This window comes from Paractinoplanes atraurantiacus, from assembly GCF_900215205.1.
GTDB lineage: Bacteria > Actinomycetota > Actinomycetes > Mycobacteriales > Micromonosporaceae > Actinoplanes > Actinoplanes atraurantiacus.
Genome location: NZ_OBDY01000008.1, coordinates 100326 through 122570 on the forward strand (window position 1 = coordinate 100326; position 22245 = coordinate 122570).

At 69.5% G+C, this 22245-nt stretch carries 17 protein-coding genes; 6 read left to right on the forward strand and 11 right to left on the reverse strand.

What is annotated here, in order from left to right; translation table 11 throughout:
* Positions 1–5: 5 nt before the first annotated feature.
* Together CRP55_RS20070 and CRP55_RS20075 are read right to left on the reverse strand one after the other, a co-directional pair.
* Entirely contained in the window at positions 6–236 is a 231-nt protein-coding gene (locus CRP55_RS20070) for a hypothetical protein (protein ID WP_097321642.1), read from the reverse strand.
* Positions 203–523: a CocE/NonD family hydrolase gene (locus CRP55_RS20075; RefSeq protein ID WP_097321643.1), complete on the reverse strand. Its 321-nt coding sequence runs from the start codon at positions 521–523 to the stop codon at positions 203–205. Before CRP55_RS20075 ends, CRP55_RS20070 begins: the two co-directional genes overlap by 34 nt.
* Before the next feature lie 123 nt (positions 524–646).
* Here CRP55_RS20075 and CRP55_RS20080 point away from each other — a divergent pair, with 123 nt between their 5' ends.
* Entirely contained in the window at positions 647–3325 is a 2679-nt protein-coding gene (locus tag CRP55_RS20080; protein ID WP_097321644.1) for a glycoside hydrolase family 2 TIM barrel-domain containing protein, read from the forward strand.
* Here CRP55_RS20080 and CRP55_RS20085 read toward each other — a convergent pair.
* Positions 3315–4292, reverse strand: a complete 978-nt coding sequence (locus CRP55_RS20085) for a TerC/Alx family metal homeostasis membrane protein (RefSeq protein WP_097321645.1) — start codon at positions 4290–4292, stop codon at positions 3315–3317. The genes CRP55_RS20080 and CRP55_RS20085 overlap by 11 nt on opposite strands.
* Before the next feature lie 144 nt (positions 4293–4436).
* Positions 4437–7397 carry a 3-keto-alpha-glucoside-1,2-lyase-like domain-containing protein gene (locus tag CRP55_RS20090; RefSeq protein WP_097321646.1) on the reverse strand — a complete coding sequence of 987 codons (2961 nt, stop codon included), beginning with the start codon at positions 7395–7397 and terminating at the stop codon, positions 4437–4439.
* A gap of 384 nt (positions 7398–7781) precedes the next feature.
* Between CRP55_RS20090 and CRP55_RS20095 the strand changes: the two genes are divergently transcribed.
* From CRP55_RS20095 to CRP55_RS20105, 3 genes are all read left to right on the forward strand, one after another.
* Complete coding sequence (locus tag CRP55_RS20095) at positions 7782–9722, forward strand: galactose oxidase-like domain-containing protein (protein ID WP_097321647.1); 1941 nt, start codon at positions 7782–7784, stop codon at positions 9720–9722.
* A 563-nt stretch (positions 9723–10285) separates the two neighbouring features.
* Positions 10286–10711, forward strand: coding sequence for a CdiA C-terminal domain-containing protein (locus tag CRP55_RS20100; protein WP_097321648.1), 426 nt, complete (start codon positions 10286–10288; stop codon positions 10709–10711).
* On the forward strand, positions 10690–11139 hold the full coding sequence (locus tag CRP55_RS20105; protein ID WP_097321649.1) for a SitI3 family protein: 450 nt from the start codon (positions 10690–10692) through the stop codon (positions 11137–11139). Before CRP55_RS20100 ends, CRP55_RS20105 begins: the two co-directional genes overlap by 22 nt.
* 31 nt (positions 11140–11170) lie before the next feature.
* On the opposite strand, the gene CRP55_RS20110 is transcribed toward CRP55_RS20105, so the two are convergent.
* From CRP55_RS20110 to CRP55_RS20140, 7 genes are all read right to left on the reverse strand, one after another.
* Entirely contained in the window at positions 11171–12289 is a 1119-nt protein-coding gene (locus CRP55_RS20110) for a M20 family metallopeptidase (protein WP_097321650.1), read from the reverse strand.
* Complete coding sequence (locus CRP55_RS20115) at positions 12282–13046, reverse strand: DUF1028 domain-containing protein (RefSeq protein WP_097321651.1); 765 nt, start codon at positions 13044–13046, stop codon at positions 12282–12284. The genes CRP55_RS20110 and CRP55_RS20115 overlap by 8 nt, the downstream gene beginning before the upstream one ends.
* On the reverse strand, positions 13043–13474 hold the full coding sequence (locus CRP55_RS20120) for a RidA family protein (RefSeq protein ID WP_218854641.1): 432 nt from the start codon (positions 13472–13474) through the stop codon (positions 13043–13045). The genes CRP55_RS20115 and CRP55_RS20120 overlap by 4 nt, the downstream gene beginning before the upstream one ends.
* Complete coding sequence (locus CRP55_RS20125) at positions 13471–14706, reverse strand: flavin-containing monooxygenase (protein ID WP_097321652.1); 1236 nt, start codon at positions 14704–14706, stop codon at positions 13471–13473. The genes CRP55_RS20120 and CRP55_RS20125 overlap by 4 nt, the downstream gene beginning before the upstream one ends.
* An 85-nt stretch (positions 14707–14791) precedes the next feature.
* The gene (locus tag CRP55_RS20130) at positions 14792–17356 is read right to left on the reverse strand and encodes a primary-amine oxidase (protein WP_342751554.1); all 2565 of its coding nucleotides are present in this window, start codon (positions 17354–17356) and stop codon (positions 14792–14794) included.
* Positions 17353–18855, reverse strand: a complete 1503-nt coding sequence (locus CRP55_RS20135) for an APC family permease (protein ID WP_097321654.1) — start codon at positions 18853–18855, stop codon at positions 17353–17355. The genes CRP55_RS20130 and CRP55_RS20135 overlap by 4 nt, the downstream gene beginning before the upstream one ends.
* A gap of 9 nt (positions 18856–18864) precedes the next feature.
* Positions 18865–20484, reverse strand: a complete 1620-nt coding sequence (locus CRP55_RS20140) for an amidohydrolase (protein ID WP_097321655.1) — start codon at positions 20482–20484, stop codon at positions 18865–18867.
* A gap of 142 nt (positions 20485–20626) precedes the next feature.
* Here CRP55_RS20140 and CRP55_RS20145 point away from each other — a divergent pair, with 142 nt between their 5' ends.
* Both CRP55_RS20145 and CRP55_RS20150 read left to right on the forward strand, forming a co-directional pair.
* Complete coding sequence (locus CRP55_RS20145; RefSeq protein ID WP_097321656.1) at positions 20627–21217, forward strand: TetR/AcrR family transcriptional regulator; 591 nt, start codon at positions 20627–20629, stop codon at positions 21215–21217.
* Positions 21218–21221: 4 nt separating this feature from the next.
* Complete coding sequence (locus tag CRP55_RS20150; protein WP_097321657.1) at positions 21222–22139, forward strand: LysR family transcriptional regulator; 918 nt, start codon at positions 21222–21224, stop codon at positions 22137–22139.
* The last annotated feature ends 106 nt before the right edge of the window (positions 22140–22245 follow it).

The window sequence follows — 22245 nt, forward strand, 5'->3', positions numbered from 1 at the left end:
CCGGGTCAGATCGGCCGTGTCGTGGTCGGCCTGGGACCAGACGCCGCCACGAAGTCGCGCCAGAACGGCACGGGCGCACCGGCGACCGCCACATCGGCGGCCTGCAACGGCGATCGGCGCAGCGCCCGGTGGACGCGGCCCTTCACGCGGGGGTCGGGGAACGGGAACGAGCGCTCCTGGCGGCCGATCTGCGCCGACCAGCTCAGCGCCGTGTGGATCTGCGGTGCGCCGTCCACATAGAACAGCCGGTTGTCACGTTGGCCGAGGTGATGTGGGGCGAGACGCACGTCAGGGGCGGGTCGGCGTACGGCGCCACCGCCCACTGGGTGTGACCGAAGTAGCTGCCGCCGACCATCGCGATCCGCCCGTCGCACCACGGCTGCTTCCGCAGCCAATCCACAGTGGCCAGGCCGTCGTCGCGTTCGGTGGTGAATGGGCGGAACTGCTCGCCGGAGCCGAACGTGCCGCGGGTGGCCTGCACGAGGACCTGGAAGCCGCGGCGGGCCAACGGCGCCGGGAACAGCTGGCCGAAGGCGCCGGCCCGGCAGTCCCAGCGCGACGTCCGCGGCGAGACCGGCCACCCGGGTGAATCTTCCCATCACCGCAACATAGCCCGGATGACCTCCGGCAGCGTAGAAACGATGCTATGACCGCCGCATACGAGATCATCGCGCCGCCCACCGGCGCGGCGCCCGCACGGGCTCGGCTGGCGACGGACGCCGGTGTCCTGTCCCTCGACGGGCTGTGGCGTTTCGCGTGGTCACCGACGGCGGAAACCGGCCGGGCGCCGGCCGATCCGGGTGAGGGCTGGGACGAGATCCCGGTTCCCGGGCACTGGCAGCTTTACGGGTACGGCTCACCGGCGTACACCAATGTGCGTTTTCCCTTTCCCATCGACCCGCCGCGGGTGCCGGAGGCTAATCCGACCGGCGAATATCGGCGGGTCGTGCGCCGGCCGGAGGAGTGGGACGGCGGGCGGGTGCTGCTGCGGTTCGATGGTGTCGACTCGTGGTTCGAGGTGTGGGTCAATGGTGTCTCGGCCGGGACCTCCTCGGGCAGTCGGCTGACCGTCGAGTTCGACGTGACCGGCCTGCTGACCGGCGGCGACGACGTTCTCGCGGTGCGGGTGCACCAGTGGAGTTTCGGCAGCTACCTCGAGGATCAGGACCAGTGGTGGCTGTCCGGCATCTTCCGGTCGGTCGCGCTGCTGCATCGGCCGGACGGGGGCATTGATGATGTACGGGTCGTGGCCGGCTACGACCATATCAAGGGCGGCGGCACGCTGAGCGTGGAGGCGACCAGTACCCGGCCGGTGCGATGGGAGCTGTCCTCGCCGCTGACCGAGGTTCAACCGTGGTCGGCCGAGAACCCACAGCTGTACCGGTTGGAAGTCAGCACCGACGCCGAGACCGTCTCGCTCGACATCGGCTTCCGGACCGTGAGCGTCGAGGGTGGCCGCCTGCTGCTCAACGGGGCGCCGCTGGTGTTCCGCGGCGTCAACCGGCACGATTTCGACCCGCAGTGCGGCCGGGCCGTGTCGCGGGAGGCGATGGAGCGCGATGTCGCGCTGATGAAGCAACACCACATCAACGCCGTACGGACCAGCCACTACCCGCCCGACCCGTACTTCCTCCAGTTGTGCGACCGGCACGGCCTCTACGTCGTCGAGGAGTGCGACATCGAGACGCACGGCTTCTCGCTGGTCGACTGGCGCGGCAACCCGTCGGACGACCCGGCCTGGGCCGATGTCTACCTCGACCGGATGCGGCGCATGGTGGAGCGTGACAAGAACGCGGCCGGCGTCGTCATGTGGTCGCTCGGCAACGAGTCGGGCTGGGGCCGCAACCTGGCCGCCAACGCCCGCTGGACCGCGGAGCGGGATCCGAGCCGGCCGGTCCACTACGAAGGGGACGCCGACTGCGAGAGCGTCGACGTCTACAGCCGGATGTACCCGGGCTACGACGAGCTGGCGGCGATCGGCCGGGGCGAGGAGCCGGCGCTGGCCGACCCGGCCCGTGACCGGCGCCGCCGCGGCCTTCCGATGATCATGTGCGAGTACGGGCACGCGATGGGCAACGGACCGGGCGGGCTGGCCGAATACGAGGCCGTCATCGACGCCCATCCGCGGTTGGCCGGCGGCTTCATCTGGGAGTGGATCGACCACGGCCTGGGCGAGAAGGGCCTGTACGGCGGCGACTTCGGCGAGACCGTGCACGACGGCTCCTTCGTCATCGACGGGCTCGTGCTGCCGGACCGGGCGCCGTCGCCCGGCCTGGCCGAGTTCGCGGCGGTGATCGCGCCAGTGCGCCTGCGGATGGACGGTGATGAGCTCGTCGTCGAGAACCGGTGGAGCTTCACCAGCACCGAAAAGGTGGTCTTCGGCTGGTCCTTGTCGGCCGACGACATGGTGATCGACGAGGGCGTTCTCGACGTGCCGGCGGTCGGCCCGCTGTCCTCCCGGCGCGTCCCGCTTCCGCCGGGCCCCGGCCTGACCGTGACGGCGGGCGACATCGCCTTCGTGCAGCGACCGGCTCCCGCCGCACCGGCCGCCATCGGGTCGCTGAAGCCGGCGAGACCGGCGAAGCTCGGGCCGTTCCCGATCGCGTCCCTCACCCTGGACGCCTGGCGGGCGCCGACCGAGAACGACCGTGCCTCCCTGGAGGAGCGATGGCGTACGGCCGGGCTGCACCAGCTCGTCGCGCGAACCGTCGAGGAGCGGTCGGACGAGACGTGGTGGCGCCGGCGGGTCCACTACGGGCCGCCCGGCCTGGACAGCGGTTTCGACGTGGAATACCGCTGGGCGGCGGCCGGCGAGGCGTACCGGCTCGAGGTGGACATCGACCGTCGCGGCGAATGGCGGCTGCCCTTGCCGCGGCTGGGGGTGGCGCTGGCCCTGCGAACGCCCGCGCCCGGCTCGGTGTGGCTGGACTGGCTGGGCCTGGGCCCGGGGGAGAGCTACCCCGACTCGCGGGCCGCCGTCCGGCACGGGCGGTACGGCATGACGGTCCGGGAGGCCCAGACGCCGTACGTGGTGCCGCAGGAGAACGGCAACCGCTCGGCGGTGAGCCGGCTGACCCTGTCCAGCCCCGACGGCGACTTGCATATCGAGGGCGACAAACCGTTCGATTTGGCCGTACGCCCGTGGTCGACCACCCAGCTCGAAAAGGCCCGGCACGCCGACGACCTGACCGAGGGCAACCTCCTCTGGGTCCACCTGGCGGCCGGCGTCACCGGCCTGGGCTCGGCCAGCTGCGGTCCGGCCGTCCGCCCTTCGGCGGAATACCGGGCCGCCCAGGCCCGCCTGGCCTTCACCTTCAGCGGCTGACCAGTTCCTTGGCCGCGTCGCGGCGGTTGGCGGCCAGGCTGGTCAGGGTGACGGTGAGCAGGGTCAGGGCGATGAAGCCGAGGGAGGCCAGGGTCGGGACCTCGGGCAGGGAGGGCCAGATGCCGTGGGCCCAGTGCAGGACGAGCTTGACGCCGATGAAGGCCAGGATGATGGCCAGGCCGTAGTCGAGGTGGCGCAGCTTGTCCAGGACGTTGCGCAGCACGAAGTAGAGGGCCCGCAAGCCCATCAGCGCGAACGCGTTCGTGGCGAAGACCAGGTACGGGTCCTCGGTCACGCCGTAGACGGCCGGGACCGAGTCGACCGCGAAGACGATGTCGGTCATGAAGACGGCGACCACGACCACGGCCAGCGGGGTCAGGGCGCGGCGGCCGGCCTCGCGGACGACCAGCTTGGAGCCCCGGTAGTCCCTGGTCACCGGGAAGAAGCGGCGCATCAGCCGTACGCTGCGCATCTGATCGATGTCGATCTCGTGGGCCTCGTCGCGGGCGGCGTCCCGCATCACCTTCACCGCGGTCAGCAGCAGCACCGCGCCGAACAGCAGGAACGCCCACGTGCCGGCCTGGAGGACGGCGGCGCCGAGGGCGATGAAGACACCCCGCAGGACCAGGGCGCCCGCGATGCCGTACAGCAGGACCCTTTGGGCCAGAGCGGTCGGTACGGCGAAGGCGCCGAGCAGAAGCATGAAGACGAACAGGTTGTCGACCGAGAGGGACTTCTCGACCACGAAGCCGGTGTAGAACTCGATCGCCGGGCGGCTGCCGTACGCCCACCACAGCACCAGGCCGAAGACGGCCGGCAAGGTCAGGTAGAAGACCGACCAGCCGACCGCCTCGCGCATCGCCACGTCGTGCGGCTTGCGGGTGACCCAGAAGTCGGCCGCCAGCAGGGCGACCAGCACCAAGACGCTGATCGCCCACAGCTGCGGAGAAGCGATGGATTCGAGCATCGGGGAAGGCCTCCTCGGACATACGTCATCGTCCGAGGTCTCCCTCACCCGCTAGAGCACGGGCGAGCGTACGGGGACGTACCGGGACGTCCGTGATGACCGCAGCGCTCTGAGCGAGGTACTCCCCTCAGCCCGGAACCCTAGTCACCCAACCTGTACACCTCCTGAGAGCGGCTCGATCCACACGTTGCGGTACTGAACCTTGTTGCCGTGGTCCTGCAGACGGATCGAGCCCGTAGCCGGCCCCTCCGGGATGTTGCCGCCGGTGCCGTTCGGGATCTCCACGTTCTGGTGCACGGTTTTGCCGTTCCAGACGAGGGTGACCCGGGCGTTCTCGGTCTTCTTGCCGTCGGCGTCGTAGCGGGCGGCCCGGAACGTGATGTCGTACTTCTGCCACGTCTCGGGCGGCGTCGCCATGTTCACGTCCGGCGCCTTGACGGTGTAGATCGCGCCGGCCTCGTTGTTGTCGAGCGTCGTGTCGCCGTACGAGTCAAGAATCTGAATCTCGTAACGCTCCTGCTGGTAGACGCCACTGTTGCCGCGGTTCTGCCCGGTCACGTCCGGCGGCAGCAGCGGCACCTTGAACTCGACGTGCAGCTTGTAGTCGCCGAACGCTTCCTTGGTGCGCAGGTCGCCGCAGCAGACCTCGACCGCGTTGCCCGCGACCGCCGGCCACTGCGGCCGCCGCCCGTCGGTGTGCTGCCAGTTGTCGAGGCCCTTGCCGTCGAAGAGCACGATGCGCTGGCCGGGCTCGCGCACGCTGATCAGGTCGAGGTTGACGTGCCCGGTGTCGAGGGCGTCCACCCGGTACTGGATCTTGTTGACGCCCTTGTTCAGGCGCAGCGTCTCGGTCGCGGTCGCCCACTCGTCCCACGTGACCGTGGACGGCAGCGACACCTGCTTCACCTTGCGGTCGTTGACGTGCACGCTGACCGTCTTGGTGCCGCTGAACGGGTTGGGGCCGTTGGAGTAGCGCAGACCGACCGCGTAGTCGCCGGTCTTGCCGACCGTGACGTGCGTGGTGGTCGAGGCGTTCAGGTTGCCGAAGCCGGCCACGAAGCCGATGCCGGAGAAGCCGCGGTGGTCGGTCGCGAGCGACGCGCTGCCCTCGCGGTAGCCCTCCTCGGCCTCGTAGAAGACCTCCTGCTTCTGCGAGCCGGGCACCTCGTTCATCGTGTACCAGGCCTCGGTGCTCCACAGCGTCTCACCGTCGCGGGCCGCGAACGGGCGCGGCGAGCGCAGGTGCACGACGCGGTCGCGGCGCAGGCCCTCCACGGTGAGCGTGACCGTCTTGCGGTCGCCCGAGACCTTGGCCCCGGTCACCTTCAGCGTCTCCTTGTCGACCTCCGGCCCGCCGTACTGCGCGGTCGGGACGTAACGCCACTGCTCGATGCCGTACGCCGTCGGCAGTTTCGCGATTGTCTCGTCCGACAGCGGCTTGGTGTACTCGATGGCGAACCCGGTCGGCGTCGCCTTGAGGGTCTTCATGTCGAAGACGTTCTTGCCGTTCGGCGTGAGCTTCTGCAGGCCGAAGCGGAGTTTGCCCTCCTGGCCCCAGTTGCCGTCGGCGCCGAGGCCGCCGAGGTAGAGCGAGCCGTCCGGGCCGAGCGAGACCCGGTTGACGCCGGCCTCGAGGCCCTGCGTGTGCCGGAAGACCGCGCCCTGCTCCTGGCCGTTCACCTTCTCCAGGTACGCGCGCTGCAACCCGCCGTAGGTGACGTCGCCGATGACGAACTGGCCCTTGTACGGCCCGGATTTGAGCAGGACGGGCGTGCTGGGGGAGTTGGCGATCTGGTTCTGCGGCAGCCACAGCACGGGGCGGGTCACGGGCTGAGCGTCGTACGGCCCGTCGGGGTTGGTGTAGTGGTTGTAGAACGCGTTCTTCTCGATCTTGATCAGCTTGGACGAGGGCAGCCAGCCGCCCTGGTTGTCGGTGACGTAGATGCTGCCGTTGTCACCCCAGCCGATGCCGTTCGGCGTGCGCAGGCCGCCGGCGACAGTGGTGACCTGACCGGTCTTGCGGTTGACCACGATGCTCGTGCCGCGCCCGCCGACCGGCTGCGGGTCGGTCGTCGCGCCGCCCAGGTTGATCGACACCGACAGGTTCAGATGGAAGTAGCCGTCCTTGTACAGCAGCCCGAACGCGAACTCGTGGAAGTTGCCGCCGAACGGCCACACCGCCACCGTGCGCCGCGCGTCGAGCACCTGGTCGCCGTTGGTGTCCCGCAGCTCGGTCAGCTCGTGTTTCTGCGACACGTAGACCAGGCCGTCGACGACGGCGATACCCATGGGCTCTTTCAGGCCTTCGGCGATTTTCTTGTACGTCACCGGGCCCGGCCCGGTCGCGCCGGTGACCAGATAGACCTCGCCGGCCACCTTGTCCGAGCCGCCCCAGGTGGAGAGGACCATCTTGCCGTCCGGCCGCCACGCGATGCCGGTCACCTGCGGCTCGAAGCCCGGCGGGCGCAGGTTCTTCAGGTCGTAGCCCGGGTTGACGGCGGTCAGGGGAAGGCCGTCGCCCGGCGTGTCGGTGCCGGAGGTGCACTCCTTGCGGCCGGGCGCGGTCACCCGCACCACGCCGGCGTCGGTGCTGAGCGCGCTGGCCGGCACCACGGCGAAATCGTTGGCGCCCGGCGTCTTCCACGACAGGGTGAGGCGCTGGCCGCCGTCGCGGTCGAAGTGCTCGACGCGGATCGGGTAGACGCCGGCGGTCAGCTCGATCGTGCCCTCGCCGGGTGGCTCGACGTCGTGCAGCCCGTCGTGGTCGATGAGCAGTGTGTCGCCGACGAACAGCTTCGAGCCGTCGTCGCTGACGAGCCGGAAGGCGTACTGCCCGGTGGCCGGCACCGTGAGGTTGGCCAGCGCGTGGGTGACGAAGTTGTCGCCCAGCCCGAACTGATCGGTGGTCGACCAGTCCACCGTGGGCATCAGCTTGTCCACATTGGGGGTCTGGCCGGGGTTGAGCTCACAGACCCGGCTCATCGCCGTGCCGATGTCGTACGTCCGGAGCGTGACTCCGGGTTCTTGCGGCGGGTCGGCGGCGGCATAGGCCGGCGCCGCGGCAAAAGTTCCCACTAGCAGGGCACCCACGAGCAGTCGTTTCATCGGCGCTCCCCGGTTACAGCCGTGATTCAGGATGGTGAATATCGTGGGCCACTTTCGCTCGGAGGTCCATGGCTTTCGAAGATCCTGCCCGAACTTTCCTCGTTCGAGTCAAAAGTGCACCCTAGGATGATCGGCCATCGCGCGTTAGCCGGACAGGCTGTGCGATGCAACCAAATCTCGGGGGTTGAGACATTGAAGAGTGTATTAACGGGGGGTTAAGGTGAGCCACTCTTTCGATTGTTCGGGGGAAGGGGCTTTGTCATGCGTGGGCGCCTTGCTGTTTTCTCCGTATCGGTGCTGTTGGGTACATTCATATTTCACGTGACACCCGCTACTGGACATGTTCCCGATCATGTGCACGCGCATGACGATTCGCAGGAACATATGGCCGAGGATCTGGCCGGAACCCCGATGAGCGTCATCGAGCGGCAGACCGCCGACAATGCGGCCCGCATTCAGCGGTCGACCGGGGTGCGGCCCGGAACGGCGACGAAAAAGGCCAACATCGCGGCCGACCCCGGGCTGTCCGGCTCGTGGGGCGCGGTGCTGGACACGGCGGTCGTGCCGGTCTTCACGGCCGTGCTGCCGAACGGGAAACTGCTGGTCTGGGACTCGGTCGGCGACAACTCGAGCGAGTCGTACCCCGACCACAGCTTCACCCGCGCGATGGTCTGGAACCCGGCCGACGACACGTACAAGCGGGTCGATCTGCAGGGCTCGAACATCTTCTGCGCCGGTTTCGCCCACCTCGCCAACGGTAATATCCTCGTCGCCGGCGGAAATGCGAACGCCCAGTTGGACGGCACCGTTCAAACCCACGTCTTCGACTGGCAGAACGAAACGTGGACCCGCGGCAATGACATGGCCGCGGCCCGGTGGTACCCGGCACTGGCGGAGACGGCCAACGGCGAACATGTCATTGTCGGCGGCGGCCCCGCGACCAGTGAGGTCTATCAGGCGAACGGGGCCATTCGCGCCCTTTCCGGATTCACCAAGTACAGTTCCCGGCTCTACGCCTTCATGGGCTCACGCCCCGACACGCAGCTCGGGGTCATCGGCCCGTACACGACGGGCTGGACGGTCAACACGTCCGGCATCGGCATCATCACGGCCACCGGCAACCGCGACGGCATGTTCCGCGACTACGGAAGCTTCGCCACGTACGACGTCGGCAAGACCGTCGTCGTCGGCGGCGGCAACATGACCGAGGGCGGCACGGCCAACGTCCCCACCAAGACGGCGGTGGTGATGAGCACCGGCGCCACCATGTTCCCGTCGACCACCCCGACCGGTTCCCTGTCGACCGGCCGCCGCCAGCTGAACGCCACCCTGCTCGCCGACGGCTCGGTCCTGGCCACCGGCGGCATGACGAACTCGGCGGTCAACGCGAACGTCGACCTCGCCCACGCCATCACGACCGCCGACCGCTGGGACCCGGTGACCGGCCAATGGTCGGTGCTGGCCGGCGCCGGCCGCATCCGCCAGTACCACTCGACGGCGGCCCTGCTCCCCGACGGCCGGGTCATGACCGGCGGCGGCGGCATCTGCGGCGCCTGCATGGCCGCCGGATACCTGGAGAAGAACATCGAATACTTCACGCCGCCGTACCTGTACAAGAAGGACGGCAGCGGCGCCCTGGCCGACCGCCCGGTCATCTCCGCCGCCCCGGCCACGGTCGGCATCGGCACGAACTTCACGGTCACCACCCCGCAGGCGGCCGCCATCCGCAAGGTGGGCCTGGTCGGCCTGGGCGACGTCACCCACGGCATCGACCAGGGTCAGCGCTACATCCCGTTGAAATACACGGTTTCCGGTACGGCGCTGACGGTCACCGGCCCACCGAACGGCGGCGTGGCCCCACCCGGCTACTACATGCTCTTCGTGGTCGACGCCAACGGCGTCCCGTCCGTAGCGAAGATGGTCCAGGTGGGCAAGGGCCCCAACCCGCTGATGAGCCAGACGAAGAACGACACCGGCCGCTGCATCGACCTCCCGGGCTCCTCCCTGACCCTCAAGACGTATGTGCAGACCTACACCTGCAACGGCACCAGAGCACAGGCCATGACCCGCCTGCCGAACGACAAGTCCCTGCGCGTCCTGGGCAACTGCCTGGACATCCCCGGCCAGAACTTCGTGACGGGCCAGCGCATCTTCATCTACACCTGCAATAGCACCCCGGCCCAGACGTGGCAGTTCGGCACCGACAAGACAATCCGCCCCACCGCGAAAACCACCCTCTGCCTGGCTGCCGCATCATCAGCCGAGCGAGCCCAGATCCAGATAGTCACCTGCACCGGAGCCGCCCTCCAGAAGTGGACGTGGTAGGGGTGCCCCTTCCCGTAGGCGATGACTGGTCGCTGCTGGCCGCCCTCGTCTCGACGGGAAGGGCTGTGCCTCCTACAAGCATCGGCCCGATTCCACTGCCCTCGAAATTCAATGACGCTGACGTGGACGTCGCGGCCGCCCTCGCATGGGTGCGTGCCGACCCGCCGGAATGGACGGGCGACCGCGACCCACGGTGGTGACCGGTTCGTACGATGGCGGCCGTCGGCAGCTGACGGCGGACCAGCGATGGGCGGTCGGGCGCAATGCCTCAACGGAGCAGAGGGCACGGCGGCGACGGCGACCGGCCCGACGGCGCGCGGGCAAGGCCCCACGGCAGTTCGCGGGCCGACAGCGTTCTCGGTGGGCAAGATGTTGTCGCGGACGTCTCGCGGGCGGGTCGCTCGACCAGGCACGGCGGCACCGGAGGCCGTCACCCAGCTGCGCAGAGGTCACCGGCCGAAGATCTGCTCACCGCGCAGACCGGCCCGCGTGGGGGCGTTCCGGAGGGTCCCCGAACCCCCGTCGACCCGGACCAGGACGCCACGGTTCGCCGCTCGCTGGAGATGGAGAACTCGGCTGCCGACGTCCTCGCCGCCCAGGGCTACCGAGTTCGGCAGAACCCGTCGAAGGCCGAAGTCGCCCGGTCTCGGCGCGAGACCGGCGACGTGGGTGATCCCGGCAAAGCCCCGGACTATCTCGTCGAGGACCGCGTGTTCGACTGCTACTCGCCCGTCAATCCCGACAAGGCCGTCCGCGGCATCTGGACCGAGGTCAAAATCAAGGCCGAGGTGGGCCAGACCCAACGGGTGCTGGTGAATCTGGAAGATTGGCGTGGGGATCTGTCGGCACTACGCGGGCAGTTCGCCGACTGGCCCATCCCGGGGCTCAAGGAGGTCAAAGTGATCACCAGCGGCGGTGAGATCGTTCAGGTCGACCTTCCGCCCTACCGACCGATGGAAGTGCTGCCATGGCTCTCGAATACCGACTGATCCTTGCCGGGGAGACGCCCGTCAATCAGGTCGCGGCCCGCGCCTTCCCGGAGGCTGACGAACGCCCCCTGGGTGTCGCTCCGCAGCTGTCCGCCGACCATTTGGAGAGGTACGGCTTCGGCGTGTCGATTCTGGCCGGCCGGCACGGCTACTTCGACGTGCAGACCGACGAGGGGACGTGGGAGTGGGAGCCGGATGCCTACGTTCTGATCAATTTCCGGCTGGACAAGTTCGCGGACGCACAGCGCACGGTGACCAACATGCTGACCGTGGTGCGCCGGCTCCTGGAAACCGGATCAGAGGACGCGACCTTCAGCTTCAACGGCGACATCCTCCTGTTCGCCCGCCACAACGGCACCCTGACGAAACACCGGCGCGCCACATGGTGGGAGACCAATCCGGCCGGCGATCAGCTGATCCAGGGGTGATCCGGGTCCGCCTCCGACGATCCATGCGCTGTCATTTCGCAGTGTCGAGGGCGGTCCAGGCCAACGCGGTGGCGGCGTCGAGCAGGGCCTTCTCGGCGTCAGGGCCGATGCAGGCGGCCGCGAACTCCGGCTGGTGGTTCAGGGCCGGCAGGGAGTTGAGTCCCACGTACGGGTGGATGGCCGGGACCAGCTGGGAGACGTTGCCCATGTCGGTGGAGGCCTGGTTCATGTGGCGGGCGGGGGAATCGGTGTCGAAGACGCGGCCCAGGGCGGTGGCGTTCCGGCGATAGGCGGCCAGCGCGGGCTCGAAAGTGCGGAACTCGGCGTACGGCTTGCTTTCCGGGGTGATGTCCAAGGTGGCTCCGGTGGCCACGGCGCCGGCCTCGAAGCAGCGCCAGACCTTCTCCTCGGTTTCGGCCAGCTCGGCCAGGGTGCGGGCGCGGACGTACCACCGGCCCTCGGTTTTCGCGGGGATGGCGTTGGGGGCCTCGCCGCCGTTCGTCATGATGCCGTGGACGCGGACCGAGTGGGGGAGTTGCTGGCGGAGGAGGCCGATCGCGACCTGGGCGATGGTGAACGCGTCGGCGGCGTTCACGCCCTGCGTGGGGTAGGCGGCGGCGTGGGCGGCCTTGCCGCTGTAGGAAACGTGCGAGTGGGAGACCGCGAACGGTGCCGCCTCGGCCACGTCGACCGGGGCGGGGTGGGCCATCATGGCCAGGTCCAGGCCGGCGAAAGCGCCCCGTTCCAAGAGCTCGATCTTGCCGCCGCCGCCCTCCTCGGCGGGGGTGCCGTAGACCTCGATGGTCAGGCCGTGCTCGTCGGCCAAGGGCGCCAGGGCCAGGGCGGCGCCGACCGCGATGGCCGAGATGAGGTTGTGGCCGCAGGCGTGGCCCAGGCCGGGCAGGGCGTCGTATTCGGCGCACAGGCCCACGCGGAGCGGGCCACTGCCGTACGTCGCAAGGAAAGCTGTTTCCAGGCCGAGGTAGGAGGGAGTGACGGTGAAACCGCGTTCCGCCAACGGCGCGGGCACCCAGCGGGCCGCCTGATGTTCCTCCCAGGCGGTCTCGGGGTTGGCGTGCAGGCGCTCGGACAGGTCGATGAGGGTGGGCGCCAGATCCGCGATGGTGGCGGCCGCCGCCTGCTTACTCATCGCCGGGTACGCCGTACGACGGGGCAGCGGTGGGGTCGAGGCCGCGGGTAACATAGTCATCGCGTTGGGGGAGCCACAGCTTCACCAGGGCGGCCAGGTCGTCGACGGGAGACGGCGACCAGTCGACCCGCAGGTCGGTCTCGCGCCATGCCACCTCGCGGACGACGGAAAGCCCGGCCGAGTGCAGCGACCCGGCCTCGCCTCCGGCCGCAAGGCCGGCCTTCAGCGCGGCCAGAAGTCGTAGTTCCAGGTCGCCCGACGAGCTGGTGAAACCGTCGACGACCGCGTCGATGACGTCGGTGCCGGCGAGCATGTTGCCCGCCGCGACGACGCCGGGGGCGACGCGGTGGTGGTGCACGCCGAGCGTCTTCGTGCCGGAGAACGCCGCCCCCTCGCCGTCGGGCGTGAGGACGGTGAGCTGCCGGTACTCGATGAGGTCGCCCGAGAGCGGCGAGGAGGTGCCCGGGAGCAGCGCGGAGATGCCCGGGCGTGGCGCAGAGGTGCCCGGGAGCGGCGCGGGAGCGGCCGAGGGTGAGCCCGGGCGCACGACGCTGTTCAGGGCGTCGCCGGCGGTGAGGCCGGCGTGCAGCGCGGACAGCAGCGCCGTGCCCAGGCGTGGATCCGTCACGTTCTGGGAGGCGGCGCCGCCGACGCCGGGGCGCAAGTGGATGCAGCGGGCGGCCACGGCGGGGCTGGACGACGTGACGGCCATGCCGATCGCGCCGGTGCCGTCGGTGGCCAGCATCGAGAACGTCATGACGGGATGACCGCGATCGCGTCGACCTCGACCAGCCACTCGGGGCGGGCCAGGCCGGAGACGACCAGGCCGGTGGAGATGGGGTGTACGCCCTTGGTCCAGCGTCCGATCGTGCGGTAGACCGTCTCCCGGTAACGCGGATCCACGATGTAGATGGTCAGCTTGACCAGGTGCTCCATCGTCGCGCCGGACTCCTCGAGGAGCATGGCGATGTTCGCCATCGCCTGCTCCGTCTGGGCTTCCACGTCGCCGACGCCGACCGACTCGCTCGTGTCGAGGTTCTGCCCGATCTGGCCGCGTACGTAGACGGTGTTCCCGGCGACGACCGCCTGGCACAGATCATTGTCGAGCTTCTGCTCCGGATAGGTGTCGCGCGTGTTGAACGGCCGGATCCTGGTGTGCCCGCCGGCGACGATGGGTGGATTCACTGTGCTGCCTCCGCATAGGCGAGATAACCGCGCTGGGTCACGATGTGGTCGGCCACGTGCCGGGCGTCGTGCCAGACGCCCCAGATGAAGCTGGAGCCGCGCCGCGACAGCCACGGCAGGCCGAGGAAGTAGACGCCCGGCTCGGACGACACGCCGCGCCGGTGCCGCGGCCGGCCGTTCTCGTCGAAGGCGTCGACCTCGAGCCAGCCGTAGTCGGCGGCGTAGCCGGTGGCCCAGACGATGACCGCGATGCCGCTCAGATCCAGCTCGTCCACTGTGGCCTTGGGCGCCGGGCCCGAGACCCGAGCCTCCGGCTCTTCCGGCAGATCGAGACCATTGCGTACGACGTACGCGTCGGCCTCGTCCAGCAGCGCCAGATAGGTGGCGTCGCCGTTCGCGATGTTCCGCTCCAGGTCGTCCGCGAAAGACAATTTCCCTTCGGCGTACGACGTCGTCATGCCCACGAGGGTGATGCCGCTCGCGGCGAGCTCGCGGAAGTCGACGGTGTGCCCGCCGCGGGCTCCGCTCACCGCGATGGTGACGTGCTCGGCGCCCTGCGACGGGGTCTCGGCGTCCCACTTCTGGAGCACGCCGAGCCACCAGCAGAAGTCGCGGCCGCGGTAGCTGCGCGGCGGCCGGTCGTGCGGGCCGACCGACAGGTGGACGGTGCGGCCCGCGCGGCGCAGCTCGTCGGCGATCTGCACGCCCGACGAGCCGGCGCCGACCACGAGCACGGCGCCCTCGGGCAGCTGCCCGGGGTTGCGGTAGGTGTTCGAGTGGATCTGCACCGGCCCCGCGCTCTCGGGGACGATCGGCGGGATCACCGGGCGCTGGAACGGGCCGGTGGCGGCGACGACGTAGCGGGCGTCGACGGGGCCGTCTGACGTGTCGACGTGAAAACCCGGGCGGTCGTCGTGACGGCGTACGGAAAGAACCTCGACTCCGGTTTTGATCGGGGCGTTGATCTTCTCCGCGTAGGCGGTGAAGTAGTCGGCGACCTGATCCTTCGAGGCGAACCCGTCGGGGGCGACGTCGGCGAACTCGAGGCCGGGGAAGCGGTCGTGCCAGGCCGGACCGTTGGCCACCAGCGAGTCCCACCGCTCGGAGCGCCAGCGCTCGGCGATGCGATGCCGCTCGAGGACGAGGTGCGGCACGCCGCGCTCGCCCAGGTGCTCACTGATCGCCACGCCGGCCTGGCCCGCCCCGACGACGAGAACCTCTACCTCTTGCATCCGACCTCCCCGGTTGTGCTGCGGAAATCGTCGCCCGCGCCGCTTAGTTCTGTCCAACAGATGTTGTTGCTCCATTGCATCTGAATTACTGATGGCAACATGAGTCCTCGGCGCGGGGCGACGGCGTGTCCAGGGCGGGGTTGCGGTCGAAGAAGCCGACCGGCTTGAGCACGAAGCCCGTGTAGTCGACCGGCATGATCGGCCAGTCCTCCGGCCGCGGGAAGTGCGTCAGCCCGAACGTGTGCCACACGACGATGTCCTGACCGTCGATGTCGCGGTCCTGCTTCGTCCACGTGTCGATCCCGGTCGTGCCGGCGTTCTGGTTGACGAAACGGCCCGACGGGTAGCGCTCGGTGTCGTCCTGCGCGGTCACCCAGAGGTGCCTGGTGGTGAAGGCGGCACGCCGCGCGATCGACGACGACGGATCGGCCAGCAACGTCGGCTGCCCCTCCGGATGCAGTGCGTAAGCGACCGGGCGGCCCACCGCGTTGCGCACCTGAGGATTCGAGATGTGCCAGGTGCGGCCCACCGAGCCGTCGGCCAGGCGGGCGCCGTCGCTTTCTCGCGCCAGGCGGGTCTCTTTCCGGGTGAAGCCGTTTCCGTACGGGTTCACGTCCGACACCGGCACACGCACGGCATCCACCTCGTCGACCGCGTTGCCGGCCCCGTCGACCATCATGTCCAGCCGGGCCGAGAACAGATGCTGGTGGTACGGGGCACCGACGCCGGGCGCGACCTCGCTGGCCCACGGATAGCCCTCACCCGGGTAGGCGGAGGCGAAGACCACCCCGGTCGCCTTGCACTCCAGCTCGATCGTGCCGTCGAGGTACAGGTACCAGTAGAAGCCGTAGTCGTAGTTGCCGACGGTGATGAAGAACGAGATGACCAGGCGCCGCTGGCGGCGCACCGACGACGACCGGTTGTACATGTCGGTGTGCTTCCAGAGCAGGCCGTAGTCCTCCTCGTGCATGCAGATCGCATGGGGCAGCCGCCGCGGATGGCCGTGGTCGTCGGCGATCGTGGCGTCGAAGTAGAAGATCTCGCCGAGGCAGTCGCAGCCCAGAGTGAGCGCGTTGGCCTCCTTGCCGAGGGAGTACTCACCGGCGTCGAAGTAGTTCTGCCAGAACCGCACGGGCGACGGATCGCCGTACGGGACGACCATCTCGGCCACCGAGGCCCGGTAGATGATCGGGCGGACCCGGCCGCCATCTTCGAAGCCGATCTGGTGCAGGGTCAGCCCCTCGACCTGGTCGAAGCCGATCCGGAACTGCCACTTCTCCCAGGTCACGACGTTGCCGTCGACGGTGAAGCTGGGACCGTCGGGCTGGGTGATGTGCAAGGGCTTCTGGGTGGTGCGCTCAGTCTGCGGCAGGTGGAAGTCAACGGCCTCGGACGGAATCGGGAAGACGCCGTCGTCGATCAGCTCGACCACCTCAGCGGTGATCAGGTCGACGTAGGCGACGACACCGTCGATCGGATGCGCCCACACGTTGTCGTCGTCGTTGAGCTGCTGAAAGGCAAGGCAGCGAACGAGCCGCCGCCCCTGCTCGCCGGGAATGTCGAAGACACCGGCGCTCAGAGCGGAGATCCGCACCCGCCGCGGCTCGGTGAGCCCGCGCCGGGCCATGGCCGCGTTCCAGAGCTCGTTCCCCCAGAGAATCTCCTCGACGAGCTCGAACTCCTCACCCATGATCGGCGGCTGCCCCTCGGCAACGACGTCGACAAGGCGGTCGCTGAGAACGCGCTCACTGACGAGAGAAACGAGGACGTCCCGCACTTCACCGGTCTCCCGATCGAGCAGAACAGTGCTGACCCGCCGGTCATCCACGCTCCCGGCAAGCACGGCACTCTTACCCGGCTCCGCCAGCATGACCAGCGGAAAGCGGGTCGTCGCCGTGATGAATCCGCTCTTGTCGAGGATCGCCCGGTTGAGCGAGATCTCCTCCGCCGTAAGCCGATCAAGCGGATGCGAAGAAGCGACCGGCGCCGCCGTCCTGGCCGCTCCCGCCCCGATTCCTGTTCCGATCTCGGTCCCCGTCGCGGTTCCTGTTGCCGCTCCTGAACCCGCTTCCGCTTCCGCATCCATTCCCGTTCCCGCTTCCGCGCGGAGGTGAGGGGAAAGAGTCGGCGCGGCCAGAGGCTGGGGCGATGGGGCGAGATTCATGCTCGAGCGCGGAGCCGGCACCGACGCGGCATGAGCAGCCGGAGCGTCGATCTCAGGCCGCGGTCCAGGCGCGAGGGACGCTGCGTCGGACGATGTCGCGTCGGGTGAGGCCGCGTGGGGCGTTGTTCCGTTGGGCGGCGCGGCGGTGGGAGTTGCCGCGTTGGGCGGCGCGGCGGTAGGTGCTGCCGGAGCGGGCGGCGCGGCGTTGGGTGGTACTGCGGCGGATGGGGCCGCGTTGGGTGACGCCGCGATGGGCGAGGCGGCGGGTGATTCTGCAACGGGTGGTGTCGGAGCGGTGGGTGACGCCGCGTCGGGTGAGGCCGCAGCAGAATGCGTGGCGGCGGCCGTTTTGCACGAGCACGGCGCCGTTGCGGGAGAGGCGGCTGAGGTCCGAACGTCCGCGGAAGGCGAGGGTGAATGCGGCAGCCCGGGGGACGGTGAGGCCGGGCGGTCGGGGGACGGGGAGGCCGAGGGGAGGGAGGTCATGCGGGGGTTCCTTCTTTGTCGGCCGCGGGGGCGGGGGTGGACGCGGGAGCGGAGCGGACCCGGGCGCCTCGGAGGTAGCCGACTGCGCCGAGGAGCAGGAGGACGGCCAGGGTGCCTACGGTGAAGACCTCGAAGCGGGTCTGTGTCACGCCCCAGATGTCGGTGAACGAGTAGTCGATGTTGAAGAGGGACTCCAGGGTGCCGGGGAAGACGGCCACCCAGGAGCCGAGGAGGATCCAGGCGAAGCAGATGGCGCCCAGCACGGCGAAGCCGCGGTCGGAGACCGGCACCCGGTACGGGCGGGGCTCGTCGACTTTGCGGAGCTTGATGGCGGCCGGGATGACCAGCAGGTAGCTGAGCAGGAACGTCGAGATGGAGATGGTCAGGACCACGCCGAAGACGGCCGCGTTGTCGCCGGTGATCTGCATCGAGGCCAGCAGGAAGACCGTGGCCACGACGCCGGAGAGCATGTTGACGCGTACCGGCGTACCCAAGCGGGCCGAGAATTTGCCGAAGAAGCCGCCGAAGAACGAGCCGTCGGCCGCCGCCATCGCCTGCATGCGGTCGGAGACGATCATCCAGGCGGCGCCCTGGCTGGCCAAGATGAAGATCAGGACGATCGAGGTGATGGTGAGCATCGTGTCGGCGGCGCCGCCGTACACCGAGTAGACCGTGGCCACCGCGTCGAGCAGGCCGCCGATGCCGGTGATCTGGTCGGCCGGGATGACCAGCAGGATGGCCAGGATCGGGATCAGGTAGCAGGCGGCGGCGATCGCGCACGAACGGAAGATCGAGATGGGGACGTCGCGGGCCGGGTTCTTCATCTCGCCGGCGGCGCTGCTGGACGACTCGAAGCCGAGGAACGCGAACAGCAGCACCGGCACCGACCCGAACAGGCCGGCCAGCGTCGGGCTGAAGTCGCCGCCGGACAGGCCGGCCACGCCGTGCTTGACGGCGTAGATGACCGTCGTGAAGACGAAGAAGACCAACAGTGCCATCTTGGCGATGGCCCCGATCGTCGGGAGCCACTTGCCCCGTCGCAGGCTGATGATCGCGGCCGCCACGGTGATCCAGATGAAGATCAGCTTGAAGGCGTAGTCGGCGAAAGATCCCGACGACAGTTCGGAAATGTGGCCGCTGAACGTCTCGGCGGCCAGGAACGCCATCGACCCGCCCACCCAGACCGGCTGGGTGACCCAGGTCAGCAGGGCCGCGATCGCCGCGGCGCCGCGCCCGAACGCCGTACGGACCCAGATGTAGGCCCCGCCCTCCTCGCGGAAGGTCGAACCCACTTCGGCGAAGATCAGGCCGTACGGGATCAGGAACGTCACCGCGAGCACGAGCGCCCAGGTGAACGCCTCCGCCCCGTACGTCGAGACCTGCCCGAGGGTTTCCAGGCCGACGACCGCGGCGATCATCAGGAAGATGATGTCGAAGGTGCCGAGGCTGCGGTGCAGAAGACTGGTCTGCTCCCGCGCCAGGCTGGTGGACGTGTCCATGAAGGGCCCCTATATGTGGTGGACGGCAACGCCGTCGGCGAAGGTGCTGCGAACGCGGATCGCGGAGAGCGACGACGCCGGGACCGCGTACGGGTCGGCGTCGAGCACGACGAGGTCGGCGGCCTTGCCGACCTCGAGGGAGCCGGTGGTGTCGTCGCGGCGGCTCGCCCGGGCCGCGCCGATCGTGTACGCGGTCAGCGCCGCCGCCAGCGCAAGGCGCTCGCCCGCCAGGAGCGGCTCGGTCTGTGCCCGTACATCCTGGGCGTGGGGATCGGCGGCCGGCGCCGTCCGGTTGACCGCCGTGTGGATGCCCCACAGCGGGTCGGGGCTGGAGACCGGCCAGTCCGAGCCCATCGCGAGCGGCGCGCCGGCCGCGGCCAGCGTGTTGAAAGCGAAGTGCATTTCCTGCTGGGCCGCCGTCAGGTAGGGCAGTTTCGTCTCGACCAGCACCGGATCCTGCCGGGCCCACAGCGGCTGAAGGTTGGCGATCACCCGCGAGACGGCGAAGCGCGGCACGTCCAAAGGGTCGATGAGGTCGATGTGCGCGATCTGGTGCCGGTGGTCCCACGCCCGGTCGGACGCCTCGATCGCGTCGAGGCATTCGCGCACCGCCCGGTCGCCGACCGCGTGCAGATGCACGTCGAAACGCTCGGCGCCGAGGCGCCGGACGGCCTCGGCCAAGGCCTCGGGTTCGATGAAGCTGAGGCCGTGGGTGTGCGGCACATTGGCGTACGGGGTGAGGACCGCGGCCGTGAGGTTCTCGCAGACCCCGTCCTGCATGATCTTGATGGCCGTCGTACGAAATTTCTTCCCGGCAGTTTCGGCGCGCCGGGCCAGGTGCCGCTCGATCTGATCGAGGCCGGCGTCCCGGTCCCACCACAGCGCCCCGGTCACCTTCGCGGTGAGCCAGCCGGCGGCCTCGGCCGCCCGGTAGACGTCGTAGGGGTCGGGCCCGCCCAGAATCGCCCCGATCGCCGCGTCCTGCCAGCCGGTGACGCCCAGCCGGTGCAGGTGGCTCTGTGCCGTGCGCAGCGCCTGCTCCCGCGCGGCGAGGTCCGGTTCGGGAACCAGGCGCAGGACCAGGTCGGCCGCGGCGTCGCTGAGCATGCCGGTCGGCTCGCCGCCGGCGTCGCGATGGATGACCCCGGCGTGCGGGTCCGGTGTGTCGCGGTCGATGCCGGCGAGAGCAAGTGCCGTCGAGTTGACCCACACGCCGTGCGCGTCGTGGCTCATGAACACGGCCGGCCGGTCCGGGATCAGCCGGTCGAGCTCGTGCCGGTCGGGAAACCCGCCCGGGAAGACGTCTCCGTACCAGCCCGAGCCCAGCACCCAGGCGCCGTCGGCTCGGTGGGCGGCGATCAGCGCGCGGTACTCGGCCAGGCTGTGCACCTCGGCCAGATCGCAGCCGGTGAGCTGGAGTCCGGCCGGCAGGGGGTGCACGTGGGCGTCGTGGAAGCCGGGCAGCAGCGCGCCGCCGTCGAGGTTCACGACCTCGGTGCGCGGCCCCTGGAGGGCGCGGACGTCGCCGAGCGCGACGATGACGCCGTCGCGTACGGCGACAGCGTCGGTCGTCGTGCCGGCCATGGTGTGGATGGCGCCGCCGTGAAAGATCCAGTCGGCTGAGGTCACCGGCCGTCCTCCATTCTTTGCGCTGCGTCTCAAACTATGGCGGTTGACCCTGCCTTACATCCGTTTCAAACTGGTGAATCAGCCAGAATGATTTTTCGATGCTGAGCATCAAGAACGCGTATGAGCGCAGGTGGGGGAGTGTGTGGCCAGGCCCAAGGAGCAGACCGCGCGGCGGGGTGAGATCGTCGCCGCGGCCCAGCGGGCCATCGTCGAGCGCGGCCTCGCGGGTCTCCGGATCAAGGATGTCGCACGGGAGGCCGGGCTGTCGCCGGGTTCGGTCAGTTACTACTACGGCGACTTCGACGATCTGCTGGCCGACGTGCACCAGGACGCGGTCGACCGGTTCTACTGGCAGCGGCTGGCCGCCATCGAGGCCGTCGACGAGCCGGCCGCGCAGCTGGCCGCGCTGGTGCGGGCCGGCATGCCCGCGAGTGTCGACGACCCGACCTGCCGGGTGCTGTACGAACTGCACGTGCACGCCGCCCGCAATCGCACCCACGCCGTGCTGATGACCGCCCTGTACGACCGCGAGGTCTCGCTCTACCAGCAGGTGCTGCGCGCGCTCGGGCTCGGCGCCGGGGTCGCGGCCATGGTGGCCGCCAACGCGGTGGCACTCGAGGACGCGTACGGCCTGCACATCGTCGGCCGCAACGCGCACGTCACCGCGGCCGGGGCGAGCGCGAACATCCTGGCCTACCTGACCCTGGCCACCGGCCGCGACCTGAAGGGCTGAGCACATGGCCGACCCCGCCTACACGTTCCTGCAGCTGCGCTACTTCGCGGCCGCGGCCGAGCTGGGCAGCATGACCGCCGCCGCCAAGGAGTTGCGGGTCTCGCAGTCCGCCGTCTCGACCGCGGTCGCTCAGCTGGAGAAGGAGCTCAAGGTGCAGCTGCTGCTGCGCCACCACGCCCGCGGCCTCACCCTGACCGCGGCCGGCAAGGCGTTCCACCGCGAGCTGCGCAGCTTCCTGGCCCACTCGGTCGAGCTGGCCGAGTCGGCCCGCAACGCCGGTCAGGGCCTGGTCGGCGACCTCACCGTGGGCTGCTTCTCCACGCTGGCCCCGTTCCGGCTGCCCGGCCTGCTCACCCGCTACGAGGAGGCCTATCCGCAGGTACGCATCGACGTCCTCGAGGCCGAGCACGCCACCCTGCAACGGGCGCTGCGGGCGGGCGAATGCGAGGTCGCGGTCTCCTACGGCTACGACCTGGGCGAGGACATCGACCGCGAGGTGATCGACGCGTCCCCGCCGTACGCGATCGTCGCCGCCGGCCACCGTCTGGCCGCGCGCGGGGAGGTGTCGCTGGCCGAGCTCGCGCTGGAGCCGATGATCCTGCTCGACCTGCCGCACAGCGGCGCCTACTTCGAGGCGCTCATCGCCCGGACGGGCGCCGCCCCGGTGATCCGGCATCGGACGACCGGTTTCGAGACGGTACGGGCCCTGGTCGCCCACGGCCGCGGCTACGCCCTGCTCAACCAGCGCCCGGCCGGCGACAACACGTACGACGGGCGTCCTGTGGTCGCGCTGCGCCTGCGCGACGAGGTGGAGCCCTTGGAGATCGTGGTGGTCTGGATGAGGGGCGTACGGCTGACCCATCGGGCCCGGGCCTTCGTCAGCATGGCGAAAGAGGCCTACCGCCGAAAATCCGATGCATAGCATCGGCTGATCCGATGGGCCGGACATCGCAGCGTCACCGGGACACCTCGGCGATTACCGGACCGTTACCGGCGGATGCCATCGGGGCGTTGCATCGGGAAATCAG